Consider the following 14,527-nt stretch of genomic DNA (forward strand, 5'->3'; position numbering starts at 1 on the left):
ATATGTAATGCGAAGCGAACGGAAGGAAGAAGTGCAAGGCCAAGTGCTCAGAACGGCTGCAGCCGACAAGGAAATCCGGCTGCATGCCCAGGCTGAGGGAGCAGCCCGATTGCCGGAATCCGTCCTTTACGATGTGCTTGGCATCGGGATCGGCCCTTTTAATCTGGGGCTGGCGGCTCTGCTGCAGAAAACACCCCGCATCCAGTCTCTTTTTGTTGATCAAAAGACCCGTTTTGACTGGCACGCAGGAATGCTGATTGAAGGAACGACGCTGCAAGTCCCTTTCTTCGCGGATTTGGTTACGATGGCGGACCCGACGAATCCGCTCAGTTTTTTAAACTATTTGCACGAGCAGGGGAGGCACTATGCCTTTTACTTCCTGGAGAAGTTCCATATCCCTAGACGCGAATACAACGAATATTGCCGCTGGGCTGCCGGTAAGCTGCCTTCCTGCCAATTCGGTATGGAGGCGCGGGATGTCCGGCTGGATTCGTCAGGCAGCGAGAGCGTGTTCGAGGTAGACGTGTATGATACGGCTTCCGGTGAAACGAGGACCTACCGGACCCGGAATCTGGCTCTCGGAGTAGGAAGCGTGCCCTCGGTCGGAGAGCGGTTCCGCACGCATTTGGGTGAGAGTGTGTTTCATTCAGCCGATTTCATGAATAAGCTGGAGCAGTGCCGCAGGGCCAAGTCGGTGACGGTCATCGGTTCCGGGCAGAGCGCGGGAGAAATATTTCTCCGGCTGCTCCAAGAGCAGGAAGCCTGCGGTTATCGGCTCGACTGGTTTACGCGCTCTGCCGGATTTTTCCCGATGGAATATTCCAAGCTGGGTCTGGAGCATTTCTCCCCGGATTATACGAATTATTTCTATCAGCTTCCGCAGGCCGTCAAGGACGAGATCCGGGAAGGGCAGGCACTGCTGTACAAAGGAATTAGTGCCGCTACGATTGCGGACATCTATGATGCGCTGTACGAGGCGAGCGTCGGCGGGAAGGAGCTTGCCGTAAGGCTGCTTGCGTCCACGGAGGTACGCAATATCAAACCGGTGTCCGGGGAGAAGAGCGAGCAGGTCAGACTGACCTGCAGGCATTTGATCCAGGACGAGCATTTTACGCATGACAGTGATGTAGTGATCTTCGCGACAGGCTACACGCATACGATACCCCGCTGTTTAGGGTCGTTGCAGGATTTGATCCGCTGGGATTCAGCCGGACGCTACGAGGTAGGCGGTGATTACAAGCTTGCCTTGAAGGAAGAGCTGGCCAATTCGATTTATATTCAGAACGGGGAGCTTCATACGCATGGAGTCGGGGCGCCGGACTTGGGCCTGGGAGCCCACCGGAACAGCGTTATTATTAATTCGCTTGCGGGTGAGACGGTGTATCCCGTTCGTGAACGCAACGTTTTCCAGCAATTCGGGATTCGATGAGGACGAAGCTCGCAGGCTTTGGAGCCGGCTCCCCCCGGGCTCAGCTGGCCCAGGCTGTACTCCTGGGTTGTGTGTTTCTCGGTTTGTTTACGGAAGTGCTGCTGTCTCCTTTTTATCCGCAGTTTTTCAGCAAAGTGTTCGGCGTGGAAGATTACGCATTTACCGGCGTTTATATTTTCGTATGCCGCCTTACCGTCGTACTTATTTCCCCGTTGTGGGGTTTGTTATCCAAAAGATTTGAGGCCAAGCATCTGCTGGTAGCCGGACAGGCGGGAACAGCCGTGTGTACGGCACTGATGGCGACCGCCGGTACCGCTGCTGAATTCCTTGTGATAACGGTTCTGCTTCTATTGTTCAAAAGCAGTTACATGCTCATCTACCCGCTCATGATCGAGTTATCCGAGGGACGCAAAAACGCGGCGACTGCCGCGAAGTTTCATGCGGTTCACCATACCGCTATTATTGTGTCTACACTGGTGGGTGCCAAAATGCTGGGCATGGAGCAGCCCCTTACTTTGTTCTACGGGGCAGCTGCGGCTGACGCCGTGCAGCTTGCTCTCTGCGTGTGGGTGCTGCGCGGTTATGCAGGCCAGGCCGCAGACAAAGCGGAGCCCGCAGTGCCGGGTGACGCCCGGACGGTGGAAGCATCGAAGCGGGTGCGGCCGGCAGAAGCGCAAAAAGCGGGAGTGAGGAATCGGCAGGTGTCGGCAGAGAAGAAGCCGGTAAGCCTAAGCGGCACAGCCTCAGCTCCGAGCATTGTGAAGAGATATGGCTTCCTTCTGGCCATTGGGATCGTATTCTGCACGCTGGCGCTGGCGAACAACTTGATCCGGCCGTTCTTTACCCCGCTGGCAGAAGCCAGGTTAGGTACCGGGACAGAGACGGGGAGCCTTTTGTTCCTGATCCCGAGTGCGATGGCGGTGGCGGCGATGCCTCTTATCCGGAGACTTTGCGTGCCGGAGCGGTCAACGGCCGTTTATACGGCCGGCATTGCGATCATGGCGGCCGGTTTACTCCTGCAGGCAGCGGCAGACAGTATGCTGGTGATGGTTATCGGGCGCATGCTGTACGGGCTGTTCCTGGCCTTAACGATGGCTGTGCTGGACGTCATGCTGTTCGACCGGAGCAGCGGAAGCAGCCTGCCGCTTCATTTTAGCGTGATCGTATCGTTCCAGAATGTGGGCGAACTGCTGTCTCCGCTGCTCGCATCCTCGCTGGCACGCGAAATAAGCTTAACGGCACCGCTTGTTGCGGCGGCGCTTTTGTGTCTGGTGAACCTGCTGCTCTTCTTTATCTTTGTGAGGAGCGCAGCTTCCGGAGCCGGCAAGAGCAAGCGGCAGCCGGAAAGTGAGATTTACTGCTAGAGGGACGGGATATCCGCGATAACTGTACGGAGGTGGCGGGAAGAATCGCCATAGGGAAGCTGGCAGCTGCCTTGCAGGCAGCCTGCCTGCGGAGATAGTGCAGGGACAGTTGGAGCTGCCGCATGCGACTCGAAGTTTCCTAAGGATACGGCCTTCATCCTTCATCATGTTCGATGTTCGAAGCAGGGCAACAAGGATAAAGCGGCTGCTGAAGGACGCAGGAAGCCGGCCAGCAAGGAGAAAGCGACAAAAAAGGGATATAAGGGAGGGATGAGGATGAACCGGATATCGCAGGACATGAAGGTCAGCGAGGCTATCGCCTCTCCGCAATATGCGCAGGTTCTAAGCAGAGTGTTCCGGCAATTAATTGAATCTCTGCTGTACGAGGAAGTGATAGAAGCCCAGACGCAGCAAAGCGGGGACGTTACTTTATATACGCTGCGGGGCACCGATTCAAGGGGCCGCCCCTGCTTCTATACTTGCTGCGGGAAGCGGCGCTTGTCGTTTGGGCGCATCCGTCTGACCGAAGCGCCGGTGATCCGGCAATCCGCGGAAGGCAGGGGAGAAGCTTCCTCCGTAGCTCTCTTTATGCGGGAAGTCGTCAAGCCGGAGCGATCACCGGACGGTATGGTACCGGATGAACAGAAACTGGAAGCTTTCATTGAAGAATTGGAAGAAACGGTGCTGAAGGATACGCTGAGCCAATATGAGCGTGCACGAAGCGGTGTACAAAATGTACAAAGCGCAGAGCGCGGTACGCAAAACGGTACACAATACGGTGTACAAAACGCAGAGCACGGCAGTCTTCAGGGGAAAGGCTACGACGCGCTCGAAAGCGGACTGACGGACGGGCACCCGTATCACCCGAGCTACAAGTCCAGGATCGGCTTTGATTATGCCGATCATATGGCTTACGGGCCGGAGTACAAGCAGCCCCTCCGGCTGCTGTGGGTGGCTGTGCGCCGGGAGAATACCCGGGCGGCCATCAGCTCCGGATCGGACTTCGGCAACCTGCTGGCTGCCGAACTGGGCGAAGCGGAGCTGGCCAGGCTCCATGCCGCCGTCCGGGCTGCCGGATGTGATCCCCGGCACTACCACTTCGTGCCGGTGCATCCGTGGCAGTGGAAGAAGAAGATTGCCCCGGCGTACATGGCGCATCTGCGGGACAAGCGGATGATCCTGCTCGGTGAATCACCTGACGAGTATAGGCCGCAGCAATCCATCCGCACGATGGCCAACCGGAGCAGGATCGGTAAAGCCTCCTTGAAGCTGGCTATGAATTTGCTCAACACTTCCAGCTCCCGCCATTTGCCGCCTCATTTCGTTACGACAGCGCCGATGGTGTCCGACTGGCTGACCGAGCTTGTGGAGGGCGACAATTATTTGAAGAACGAGGCGAAGCTCATCTTGCTGCGTGAGTTTGCCGGGATTTCTTATGACCCGCCCGCAGCGGATGATCCCAGGGCTGAGGGAGCTGCCGGATCACTCGGCTGCATCTGGAGAGAAAGCATTCATCAGCACCTGGAAAAGGGAGAAGAGGCCGCTCCGTTCAATGCGCTGTGCGCGCTGGAACTGGACGGTACGCCGTACATTCTGCCGTGGCTTCAGTCTATAGGGGTCGAGAGCTGGCTGAGAAGACTGTTTGAAACCTCTGTCCTGCCTATCGTCCATCTGCTTGTCGCGCAGGGCGTTTCGCTCGAAACGCATGCACAGAATATGGTGCTCGTTCACCGGGACGGCATGCCCGTGAGGGTTGCGCTTAAGGATTTCCATGAAGATGTCCTGTTCTGCCGGGAGTATTTGGCGCAGCCGGAGAAATGCCCTGATTTTACGCAGGCGCATGAAATCTATGAAGGGGCTCCCCTCGGAACCTATTTCGAAATGGCGGATGTCGCATCCGTCCGGAGCCTGACGCTCGGCGCGCTGTTCTTCATCAATCTCGGCGAACTGGCACTCCTGCTGGCAGACCGGTCCGGATATGAGGAAACCCGTTTCTGGGAACTGGCCGCACAAGTGTTAAGCGAATATGAGCGCAGGTTCCCGCAGCTCGCGGAGCGCTACAGGCAGGCGGATCTGTTCGTGCCGACCTGCCGGGTGGAGCAGCTTACCAAGCGCCGCTTGTATCCTCAGCGGGATTCACTTACTCATGAAGTGCCCAATCCGCTGTTCGCGGTAACCCGGCAGCTGGAGAAGTCAGGCCAGGCCTGATAACCAAGGAGGGAAAGTTATATGTTAGCCGTTAACCGCACCCAAATAGATGCGGCCGAGTTTAGCAACCGTCTGCTCACTTACGAGCGGATGGCGCATTTCCGCAGGATCGAAGGCCGGAGAATTGCGCTGTGCTTATCCGATCCGGTCGATGTTGTCCGGCTCGTTCTGCTGGTACGGGGGCAAGGCGGCTCCGTGCTGCTGATTCATGGCGATACACCGCTGGAGACAGCCCTGCACCAAGCCGGACAAGCGGGATGCAGCGGGCTCGTGTACCAGAATCCCGAGAATTGGATTTCCGCCGGGCAGGACCGGTATGCCAAGCCGGAAGATACTCTTGCTGCGGGCTTGGAGCATGAGCTTCCCCCGGCGTATGGCACAAGCTCCGGCAAGGAGCCGTCCTTGTTCCAGTTCAGCTCGGGTACGACCGGCAGCGCCAAGCTTATCCAGCGGACCTGGCAGGAGATTGATATAGAGCTGGCAGCCTACAACGAAGCACTGGAAACCGATGAATCGGAAGTGCCGATTGTGCTTCCGTCGGTCACTCACTCGTACGGGCTGCTGTGCGGAGTATTGGCTTCACTTCGCAGAGGAGCCAGTCCGGTTATTGTGACGAACCGCAACCCTAAGTTCGTACTGAACCTGATCCGGGATACGCCGAGACATCTCGTGTACGGGGTTCCGCCGCTGCTTCACATCTTGTCTTCTTTTCCGGGCGAAGCTGTTCCTTTCCATAAAATCATGAGCTCCGGCGCGCCTATGCCAGGCAGTCTCTACGACAAGCTGCGTCCTGTGGTGCCTGTCATGATGCAGCAGTACGGCTGCTCCGAAGCCGGATGTATCTCCATCTCCAATCAGATGGAAACGAATGCGGACATGGGGAAGCCGCTGGGGCATTTGCAGGTGGCTGTAAGTCAGGATGAGGCTCATCCGTCCGAGCTGCTGGTGACGACGAACAGCCGTAAGATTTCCACGGGAGATATCGGATATCTCAGTGAGCAAGGGAATCTGCGGGTCGTCTCCCGTATGGATGATGTCATTAACGTCTCGGGACTCAAAGTGTTTCCTATGGAGGTGGAAGATGTCCTCTCCAGATGTACAGGAATCAGAGAATCGGTTGTCTATAGAGGACAGCATCCCGTTATGGGAGAAACCGTCAAGGCTCAGATCGTAGCCGAGCCCGCTGTAGCCGCGCAGGAAGTGATGGACTGGTGCATGCAGTGGCTGCCTCCCTACAAAGTTCCGTCGGAGATACGGATCGTCAGTGAAATTCCTAAGAACACCGGGGGAAAAATCAGCCGGAGATTACTGGAAATGGGGGATTTGTCATGAACGGCAAGCAAGATCAAGCAGAACCTGCGGCGCCGCGGGATCTGGAATCTTTGCGGGAAATGCGGCGAGAGAAGCTGAACGCTCTTTTTACAGAAAAGCTGCAGGTGCCCAGGGGAGTTTCCCTTACGGATGATACCCGGCTCCGCGAAGATTTGCGGATTGACTCGGTTATGATTCTTCAACTGCTGGTCCACATTGAGGTCGAATTCGGCCTGCAGGTTCCCGAAGATGAAATCAATCCGAAGGCTTTCCTGACGATCGGTTCTCTGCTCGATTTTATCGGGCGGCTAAGCCCCCTCGCGTCTGGCGGCACCGTATGATCAAAGTTCACTGTCTGATGAGCTGTCTATGCGAAATTATTAAAAGAAACAGCGAGGTCGATCACCGGCCTTATTATTTCGGAATTTGGGATTCCGGGTTCTCGGTGAAAGAGGATGGGACCATTACCTACTATGCCGACGGGCACCGGCATGATTATTTCCTGGCCTGGTACCAGAAGTTCTTCGGGCTTCGCGTGCATGAATGGTATGATCCCGGCCGGAGCAAGCAGCAGAACCTGGACATGTTTCTTCAATTAATAGCGGAGCGGCCGGATCACCGCCATCTGATTGTGCAGATCGATATGTCTGTGCTCCCGGAGCGGGAGAACAAATTTTATCAGAAGCCGTTCCCGCACTATCTCGTACTGTCTGAGACTTCCGATCCGGAAGAATGGTTTATGTTCGACCCGGATTTCCGGTGGGAAGGAAATATCAGGAAAGAACGCGTGATCGAGGCGATCATACAGAATCCTTTTGGCGGAGGATTTTATGTGGATGCTTTGAATATCCAGGCGCCTGCAGCCGATACGATACAGCGGTATTTTCACGCCGGTTTTCATGAGGACAACAATCCGCTGACGTCCCGCATCCGGGAAACGATCCTTCAAATCGCCAGCGGACAAAGCGGCGCTACGCTCGCTATGCTGATGCCTGCTCTCAAACAGATTCATATTCTCGCTATCCGCAAGTACAGCTACGATTATGCGCTGATGGTTTTCAGAGACGCGCTCGGATATCCCGAGGAGCTCTACGAATACTGGGCGCAGCAGATCCGGGATCTCGTTCAGGCTTTCAATACGATCCAGTATATCGCAGCTAAAGTGTCGATTAAGGGGGATCCGGGTCTTGTAGCGGGCCTCCTGGAGTCGGTGGACAAGGCGGACCGGATCGAATTTGATCTCAAAAAGGAGATCGGACGCCAGTTTGCGCAGTGGTGGGACTCTTCCCGCAAAGAACAAAGTTCTGCAGCAACCTCCTAATAGAAAGGGGAGCCATTACCCGATGAATATCTCGCTAGGTACCATTTCGTTTCGTCATGCTCTGATATCGTTCGGTGAACTTGTCCGCTACGCACAGGCACAAGGTTTCAGCGGCATTGAGCTATGGGGGATTCATGCACAGCATTTGTATGACAACAGGCAGGAGCAAGAACTGGAAGAGCTTCACTATCTGCGTACTCATAACATGAACATAACGATGATCAGTGATTATCTGGATATATCGCCGCAAGCGGACTTCGGCCAGACGGCAGCCAAATGCCGCAGTCTTATAGAGCTTGCCGGTGCGTTCGGAACGAACCGCATCCGTACTTTTGCAGGACAAGAACCCAGCGCAGGCGTAACGCCAGCCGCAAGGGAGGGTTACACCCGGCGGTTAAGCGAGCTGTGCGACTTGTGCGGAGAGCACGGAGTAAAGCTGCTTATTGAGACACACCCCAATACCCTTGCCGATACACTCGCCTCCACTTTGGTGGTATTGGAAGAAACGGGGCATGAGCAGCTCGCCATCAATCTCGACTTTCTTCATTTGTGGGAAGCGGGCGAGGATTTGCAGGAATGTATGCGGCTTCTGGAGCCTTGGGTACAGCATTATCATTTGAAAAATATTTCGTCCCCGCAGTATCTGGAAGTTTTTCAGCCTCATAATGTGTATTCCTCCAGCGGTACACGCGAAGGGATTGTGAAGCTTGGAGACGGGGCCGTGGATTACAGGAGTATCCTGAGGTACATACACCGTACCGGGATTCCCGCGTCGCTGGAGTGGTTCGGTCCCGATCCGCTGAACATTCTGAAAGAGGAGATGGATTGGCTGCGGAAGCTGGAATTGGTAAATCATTTACAAATATTTAACGCAGCGCGTAATTTCCCCGAATAATTCTTCGCCATACTAAAGGCAGAACGTATTCTGCCGGAAAGCCGTGGTGACTTATTCGATGAAATCGGGACAATCACTGAAATGGTTGAAAAGCTTGGGAGTTCTCTTGTTTGCCGCAAGTTTGTACAGTCCGTCTGCTTACGCTTCTGTGGAAGAAGGATATCTTCCCTTACGGAGTATGCTCGAACAATCAGGAGCGCGTGTGACCTGGGAGCAGAGTTCGCAGACGGCTTTTTTTACCCTGCACAATGGTGCGTCCGGCTCGGTGACGATCGGCAGCAGCGAGTATGAGTTCGAAGGCACGACCGTTAAACTGAACGGCCGCATTCAGCTTAAGGGGGACTCGACGTATGTTCCCCCGGGATTGATTGAGCTGGTCTTAAGCAGACTTAGCGCGGGGCAATCCCCTGAGCCCGTCCAGCCGGACAAAGAGCGGCCCCAGCTGGCCATAGTGACGGCAGACGGGGAGACCGATTCCGTCGACAGCGGCGATGACGCTGCCGACGATCCTGCCATCTGGCTGCATCCCGATGATCCGTCCAAGAGCCGGATTATCGCTACCAACAAAGGCGGCGGCATTCTCGTCTATGATCTGCTTGGCAAGCAGGTACAATCTTATGAACTTGGCAAAATGAACAACATCGATGTGCGCTACGGTTTTCCGCTTAACGGGAAGAAGATAGATATTGCAGCTGCGACGAACCGGTCGGCGAACACGATTGATGTGTTTGCGATCGTCCCGGAAACCGGCGAGCTGAAGAGTATTACATCCCAGCCTATTCAGCCGGCTATGAAAGAAGTGTACGGCTTTAGTCTGTATCACAGTCTGAAGACGGATAAGTTCTACGCGCTGGTTCTCGGCAAAGACGGAGAGTTCGAGCAGATTGAGCTGATACCGGGTACAGACGGCATAACAGGCAAGCGCGTACGGGAATTCAAAGTCAGTTCGCAGGCGGAAGGCATTGTCGCGGACGATGAGTATGCGGTAATCTATCTGGCCGAAGAAGACAAAGCCATCTGGAAGGTCGGCGCGGAGCCAGGCAGCGGCAGCAAGCCGGTAGCCAGTGTCGACGATGTGAACAGTTCGCATTTGACGGCCGATATCGAAGGTCTGACCCTATACTACGCCGCTGACGGCAAAGGATATCTCCTTGCATCCAGCCAGGGAAGCAGCACTTATGCCGTCTATGAGCGTCAAGGGAGCAACCGGTATCTCGGGAGCTTCGCCATTAAGGACGGCGCGATTGACGGAACCTCGGAGACCGATGGGATAGACGTGTTAGGTTTTGGGCTTGGGGATGCGTACCCTAACGGGATTTTCGTCGCTCAGGATGATGAGAATATCGACAACGGCACCGCTGTAAATCAGAATTTTAAAATTGTAGCCTGGGATAAACTGGCGAAATCTTTTAAGAATCCGCTGCTTGTGGACAATGGAATAGATCCGCGTCAGCTGGTAAATCGGCGGAAGTAGTCATAGATGATGGATGGACGAATGCAGAAGACCCCTCGGACGGTGAGGGGTCTTCTGCATTCGTCTGAATGTTCAACAGTTCTTTGAGCGATCGCAGTGGGGGGAGTGGAAGCGTTAGTCCCTGCGCTTTGCTTTCTGCGTGCGAAACTTTTATCATGGGTAAAGATTATAAAAAATGAATCACCGGGAGAAACGGTCCCAAAGGACTTGATTCGTAAGTTTTTACCGGGATTGGACCAGACAGGTGCCGGTGCAGAATGCCTGAAAATAGATAGAGGAAGAATAGTTATAGATACATGGCTGTAGATACATGGTGTAGATATATGGCGTAGATATATGGCGTAGATATATGGCTATAGATATATCGCTATAGATATATCGCTATAGATATATCGCTATAGATATATCGCTATAGATAAGGAATGCCTCTTGGAATGGCTGAATCCAAGTGAAGTTAAGAGATGTTCAATAAAGGAGCTGACCCCTATGTATCTGCCTGGCTTTAATTTGGAAGGGAAAACGGCGCTCGTGACCGGAGCTGGCAAAGGCATCGGAAGAGCGCTGGCCATCGGGCTTGCTGAAGCGGGAGCGGATGTGGTGCTGGTATCCCGGACTCTGAGCGATCTGGAGTCCGTGGCTCAAGAGATTACAAGTCTGACCGGATGCCGGGCCTATCCGATTACGGCGAATGTCGGCGTGCGCGAAGATGTGACGGCGGCGATAGAGGAGGCGGTGCGTCTTGCCGGACGCATTGATGTGCTCGTCAATAACGCGGGCATGAACATCCGTACCCCTGCGCTGGAAGTGACGGAGGATGAATGGGACGTGATCGTGCAGACCAATCTGAAGTCTGCCTTCCTTATGTCCCAGACGGTCGGGCGCCATATGAAGGAGCATGGCAGCGGACGCATCGTGAACGTGGCCTCCGTCGGCGGGCATGTAGCTCTGCGTACAGGCGTCGTATACGGCACCACGAAGGCCGCGCTCGTTCACATGACCCGCATCTTGGCGATGGAGTGGGGGAAGCACGGCATTCTGGTCAATGCCATCGGCCCTTGGTATTTTCATACGCCGCTCACCGAGAAGCTGCTGGCTAACGAAGCATTCATGACTGAGGTGGTCGGACGCACGCCTCTGGGCCGGATCGGACAGCTGGAAGAGCTGGTGGGCCCCGTAGTCTTCCTAGCCTCGGATGCTTCAAGCTATGTAACCGGACAAACCTTGTATGTGGATGGAGGCATGACGATCTATGGCTTCTGAGCGTACAGGCAGAAGCGGAGAAGCGGGGAGGGGACTCCCCCCGCTGAAGCTCAGCGTGCTGGACCTGGTTCCCGTCATGCAGGACGCCGACTCCCCGGCTGCGCTGAAGCAGGCCGTGCTGCTGGCGCGCACTGCGGAGCGGCTCGGGTACACGCGCTACTGGGTGTCCGAGCATCACGATATGGACAAGCTGGCTTCGGCTTGTCCCGAAGTGCTGCTCGCTCATATCGGAGCGCATACCGAGAAGATCCGCATCGGGTCGGGTGCGGTTCTGCTGCCGCACTACCAGCCGATCAAGGTGGCCGAGGCGTTCCATCTGCTGGCGACGCTGCACCCCGGCCGCATCGATCTGGGCATCGGCCGCGCGCCCGGAGGCTCTGCGCACGTCATGATGGCGCTGAGCGGCAACTTCCTGGAGAATATACGGCGGATGCCGGAGAAGATCCAGGATCTCTCGAATCTGCTCGCAGGCGAGTACCGCCTGGAGGGGGAGCTGATCACGGCGCGTCCGGTGCCGTCCGTTTCCCCGGAGCTGTGGCTGCTCGGCACGAACGTCAAAAGTGCCGCTTACGCTGCGGAATACGGCACGGGGTATGTGTTCGGCCACTTCATGAGCGACGCGGACGGAGCCGCCGTGCTGGAGGCATACCGCAGCAAGTTCGAGCCTTCCCGGCTGCTGCCTAAGCCGAGAGCGATTGCTGCGGTCAACGTCATCTGTGCCGAGACGGAAGAGGAGGCCCTGGCGCTTGCGGCTGAAAGCGCCGGTATGCCGCAAGCGCCAGGGGCGGCTGCGGCAGGTTCGGCACCGCGCGGTGCCGCTCCTTCCGGCAGAGGCGCCGATGCCGGGCTTGTCGCTTCTGCGCAGCCGCGGGAGCGGTCCGGAGGGCTCCGGCAGGATCCTGCGTCTCAAGCCGCGCATCCGGGCCAGTCGCCTCGGCATACCGGCCTGTCCGGCAACGCATCCGGCGCTCCAGACGGCGCTCGGGGCAGCACCCCGGACGGCACCCAGTCAGGAGGCAGTTCCCCGGAGCCCGGTGGCTCATCCCGGCGGATTCTTGCGGGAACGCCCGGGCAGATCCGGGAAGAGCTTACGCAGATGCAGCGGGAGTACGGCGTGGATGAATTCATGATTGTAACGAATTTGCCGGATTACGGCAAACGTCTTCAATCCTATGAATTATTAGCTGCCTTTCTACATCAAAGCTAGAATCTGCAGGGCGTGTTATAAACCGGAACAGTTGCACAGCGGAGCTTTTCGTTTTACGATGAATACTTATCCGCCTTTTCAGAACATGTAGAACAATTCATGAAATTAATCTAATAGAAGCAGGTGAACGAACATGCAAATTACGGTACTAAACGCCAGCATGATGTACAGCGAGGACAACGGGTATATCGGCAAAGTGGAATTCAAAGCCACCGAGGGAACAACCGCGTACGAAGTCGCTCTTTTCAGCAAGAAGGGGAAGGAATGGATGTACAGCCTGAACTTTACGAAGGAATCGGGCAGCGAGGAAGAAATTACGTTTATCGAAGAAAAGCTGGAAGAGGATGACGATCTGTTTGATTTTCTGATCGAAACCGCGTTAAGCCGGCTGGAAAGACCCGAATCCGCAGACGAAGACAAGCCGGACGGAGAATAATCAGCCGGCCGTCCGGAAAGCAGTCCCCTCGAAAATGGATCCGAATAAGCCGACTGATTTCGTTTGCCGGCAGGTGAAGCGGTATTCTCTCCGATAGGCAATACACCATGCCTAACATGCCCGCCAGCGACGACGCTGCGGGTATTTGGCCGGCAAGGAACAAGTAAAAGAAGGAGCGTCCAGCCCTAAAACACATGAGCAGAGCGGATCGGATCGGTCTATAAGGCCTGGAAGGAATTATCCGATTCATAATCTGCGTAAATATACAGAGGAGGCCGTCAGATGGAGACAGAAGAGGGACAAGGCCGGGAAGAGCTGGCGACATTTGCGGGAGGCTGCTTCTGGTGTATGGTTACTCCGTTCGAAGAGCTGCCGGGCATACAGGGTATCGTGTCCGGCTATACGGGAGGAACGGAGGAGAATCCGACTTACGAGCAGGTGAAAGCGGGGACCACAGGGCATACCGAAGCCGTTCAGATCCGGTTTAACCCGGAAATTTTCCCCTACACAAGGCTCCTTGAGTTGTTCTGGCAGCAGATTGATCCTACGGATGCTCACGGACAGTTCCAGGACCGCGGATTGTCATACCGCACAGCCATCTTCACTCATACAGAGCAGCAGCGGGAGCTTGCGGAGCAATCCCGGCTTGATCTGGCCCGGAGCGGACGGTTCCATAAGCCGATTGTGACGGAAATCGCGCCTGCCGGTCCTTTTTATGAAGCCGAAGAATATCACCAGGATTACCACCGTAAGAATCCAAAACATTACAAGGAAGATCGTGCTCAGTCGGGCCGGGACGAGTTTATCCGTTCCCATTGGAAGTAGAGCAGGGGGAATATGCCAAGACCGCTGGTATCAATCAGCGGTTTTTGTGTATGCGGGCAGGACGACGCGGCTAGTCGGAGGAGGCTGGGAGTTGGGGGCTGGATGCTGTTCATTAAGTAATCAAGCGGTTTTATCGCACCCGGTCCATTTGCAACATTTCTTTACAAGAAACGTTATCAGGAATGTGACCAGAAAACGTTACAGGAGTGAGAGGAATTAGGAAGGTGGTTGCCATGAAATCTTGTTCTCGGATGCTTTTGGGTATATGGACGGTATGGATTCTTATGGCTTGTCTTATAACCGGTTGTACGCTGGGGTATACGGGGAGGGAAGATGCAGCGGCTGAACCCGTGCAGAGACCGGAAAGTCCCCACCAGACGGTGCAAGGAATTATTGTGAATAAGGAAGTCGTAGACGAACATCATCGTATTCTGGTGGTCACTAATGTCACTAGCAAGGATCTGAGGGAGTATTCATCAGAGGAGATTATTAAGCAAGCGATGGAAGAACGCACGATCGCCTGGTATACCCTTACAGATAAGACGGCTTATGATACATACAGCATAGGAGAGAGAATCCGTGTTACCTCGGGGCCTCTGGTGCTTCTATCTCAGCCGCCGGTCCTTGATGCTGTAAAAATAGAGGTTTCGGACTCCGGAAGCAGCCATCCATAAGAGACTTCCCCGTTCATAAATCAATAGCGGATGTACATACCCGATAACCGGATGGAAGGACGATGGAGAATTTTCTCGGTTGAATGAGTCGATTAGAGACAAAGACGGATGCAGTTCTATTCT

Annotated in this window: 13 protein-coding genes; all 13 read left to right on the top strand. The window is 55.2% G+C overall.

Annotated elements, in window-relative coordinates; all coding sequences use genetic code 11:
* Nucleotides 1-7 precede the first annotated feature (7 nt).
* The 13 genes from EDM21_RS20875 to EDM21_RS20935 all read left to right on the top strand — a co-directional run bounded on the left by EDM21_RS20875 (nucleotide 8) and on the right by EDM21_RS20935 (nucleotide 14,404).
* On the top strand, nucleotides 8-1,429 hold the full coding sequence (locus EDM21_RS20875; protein WP_157338345.1) for a lysine N(6)-hydroxylase/L-ornithine N(5)-oxygenase family protein: 1,422 nt from the start codon (nucleotides 8-10) through the stop codon (nucleotides 1,427-1,429).
* On the top strand, nucleotides 1,426-2,793 hold the full coding sequence (locus tag EDM21_RS20880) for an MFS transporter (protein ID WP_157338346.1): 1,368 nt from the start codon (nucleotides 1,426-1,428) through the stop codon (nucleotides 2,791-2,793). Before EDM21_RS20875 ends, EDM21_RS20880 begins: the two co-directional genes overlap by 4 nt.
* A 276-nt stretch (nucleotides 2,794-3,069) precedes the next feature.
* Nucleotides 3,070-5,001, top strand: coding sequence for an IucA/IucC family protein (locus EDM21_RS20885; RefSeq protein WP_157338347.1), 1,932 nt, complete (start codon nucleotides 3,070-3,072; stop codon nucleotides 4,999-5,001).
* 21 nt (nucleotides 5,002-5,022) lie between these two features.
* Nucleotides 5,023-6,333 (top strand): AMP-binding protein, encoded by a 1,311-nt coding sequence (locus EDM21_RS20890; RefSeq protein WP_157338348.1) that lies wholly within the window; start codon nucleotides 5,023-5,025, stop codon nucleotides 6,331-6,333.
* Between the two features lie 59 nt (nucleotides 6,334-6,392).
* Nucleotides 6,393-6,653: a phosphopantetheine-binding protein gene (locus EDM21_RS20895; RefSeq protein WP_157338425.1), complete on the top strand. Its 261-nt coding sequence runs from the start codon at nucleotides 6,393-6,395 to the stop codon at nucleotides 6,651-6,653.
* Nucleotides 6,650-7,633: a DUF6005 family protein gene (locus tag EDM21_RS20900; RefSeq protein ID WP_157338349.1), complete on the top strand. Its 984-nt coding sequence runs from the start codon at nucleotides 6,650-6,652 to the stop codon at nucleotides 7,631-7,633. The genes EDM21_RS20895 and EDM21_RS20900 overlap by 4 nt, the downstream gene beginning before the upstream one ends.
* 22 nt (nucleotides 7,634-7,655) lie before the next feature.
* The gene (locus EDM21_RS20905) at nucleotides 7,656-8,528 is read left to right on the top strand and encodes a sugar phosphate isomerase/epimerase family protein (protein WP_157338350.1); all 873 of its coding nucleotides are present in this window, start codon (nucleotides 7,656-7,658) and stop codon (nucleotides 8,526-8,528) included.
* Nucleotides 8,529-8,604: 76 nt separating this feature from the next.
* On the top strand, nucleotides 8,605-10,002 hold the full coding sequence (locus EDM21_RS20910; protein ID WP_157338426.1) for a phytase: 1,398 nt from the start codon (nucleotides 8,605-8,607) through the stop codon (nucleotides 10,000-10,002).
* A gap of 486 nt (nucleotides 10,003-10,488) precedes the next feature.
* The gene (locus tag EDM21_RS20915) at nucleotides 10,489-11,262 is read left to right on the top strand and encodes an SDR family NAD(P)-dependent oxidoreductase (protein ID WP_157338351.1); all 774 of its coding nucleotides are present in this window, start codon (nucleotides 10,489-10,491) and stop codon (nucleotides 11,260-11,262) included.
* Entirely contained in the window at nucleotides 11,252-12,469 is a 1,218-nt protein-coding gene (locus EDM21_RS20920; RefSeq protein ID WP_157338352.1) for an MsnO8 family LLM class oxidoreductase, read from the top strand. The genes EDM21_RS20915 and EDM21_RS20920 overlap by 11 nt, the downstream gene beginning before the upstream one ends.
* Before the next feature lie 133 nt (nucleotides 12,470-12,602).
* Nucleotides 12,603-12,905 carry a hypothetical protein gene (locus tag EDM21_RS20925; protein WP_157338353.1) on the top strand — a complete coding sequence of 101 codons (303 nt, stop codon included), beginning with the start codon at nucleotides 12,603-12,605 and terminating at the stop codon, nucleotides 12,903-12,905.
* A gap of 282 nt (nucleotides 12,906-13,187) precedes the next feature.
* Complete coding sequence (gene msrA, locus EDM21_RS20930; RefSeq protein ID WP_157338354.1) at nucleotides 13,188-13,730, top strand: peptide-methionine (S)-S-oxide reductase MsrA; 543 nt, start codon at nucleotides 13,188-13,190, stop codon at nucleotides 13,728-13,730.
* A 233-nt stretch (nucleotides 13,731-13,963) separates the two neighbouring features.
* On the top strand, nucleotides 13,964-14,404 hold the full coding sequence (locus tag EDM21_RS20935) for a DUF3221 domain-containing protein (protein ID WP_157338355.1): 441 nt from the start codon (nucleotides 13,964-13,966) through the stop codon (nucleotides 14,402-14,404).
* Nucleotides 14,405-14,527: the final 123 nt, after the last annotated feature.

It is taken from the genome of Paenibacillus lutrae (genome assembly GCF_009757775.1).
GTDB classification, from domain to species: domain Bacteria; phylum Bacillota; class Bacilli; order Paenibacillales; family NBRC-103111; genus Paenibacillus_F; species Paenibacillus_F lutrae.

What these genes read in the sequence shown, in the direction of transcription:
- EDM21_RS20920 (WP_157338352.1), top strand. Translation starts at nt 11,252, where the DNA reads ATGGCTTCTGAGCGTACAGGCAGAAGCGGAGAAGCGGGGAGGGGACTC.
- EDM21_RS20905 (WP_157338350.1), top strand. Translation starts at nt 7,656, where the DNA reads ATGAATATCTCGCTAGGTACCATTTCGTTTCGTCATGCTCTGATATCG.
- EDM21_RS20915 (WP_157338351.1), top strand. Translation starts at nt 10,489, where the DNA reads ATGTATCTGCCTGGCTTTAATTTGGAAGGGAAAACGGCGCTCGTGACC.
- msrA (WP_157338354.1), top strand. Translation starts at nt 13,188, where the DNA reads ATGGAGACAGAAGAGGGACAAGGCCGGGAAGAGCTGGCGACATTTGCG.
- EDM21_RS20925 (WP_157338353.1), top strand. Translation starts at nt 12,603, where the DNA reads ATGCAAATTACGGTACTAAACGCCAGCATGATGTACAGCGAGGACAAC.
- EDM21_RS20895 (WP_157338425.1), top strand. Translation starts at nt 6,393, where the DNA reads ATGCGGCGAGAGAAGCTGAACGCTCTTTTTACAGAAAAGCTGCAGGTG.
- EDM21_RS20890 (WP_157338348.1), top strand. Translation starts at nt 5,023, where the DNA reads ATGTTAGCCGTTAACCGCACCCAAATAGATGCGGCCGAGTTTAGCAAC.
- EDM21_RS20885 (WP_157338347.1), top strand. Translation starts at nt 3,070, where the DNA reads ATGAACCGGATATCGCAGGACATGAAGGTCAGCGAGGCTATCGCCTCT.
- EDM21_RS20880 (WP_157338346.1), top strand. Translation starts at nt 1,426, where the DNA reads ATGAGGACGAAGCTCGCAGGCTTTGGAGCCGGCTCCCCCCGGGCTCAG.
- EDM21_RS20875 (WP_157338345.1), top strand. Translation starts at nt 8, where the DNA reads ATGCGAAGCGAACGGAAGGAAGAAGTGCAAGGCCAAGTGCTCAGAACG.
- EDM21_RS20935 (WP_157338355.1), top strand. Translation starts at nt 13,964, where the DNA reads ATGAAATCTTGTTCTCGGATGCTTTTGGGTATATGGACGGTATGGATT.
- EDM21_RS20900 (WP_157338349.1), top strand. Translation starts at nt 6,650, where the DNA reads ATGATCAAAGTTCACTGTCTGATGAGCTGTCTATGCGAAATTATTAAA.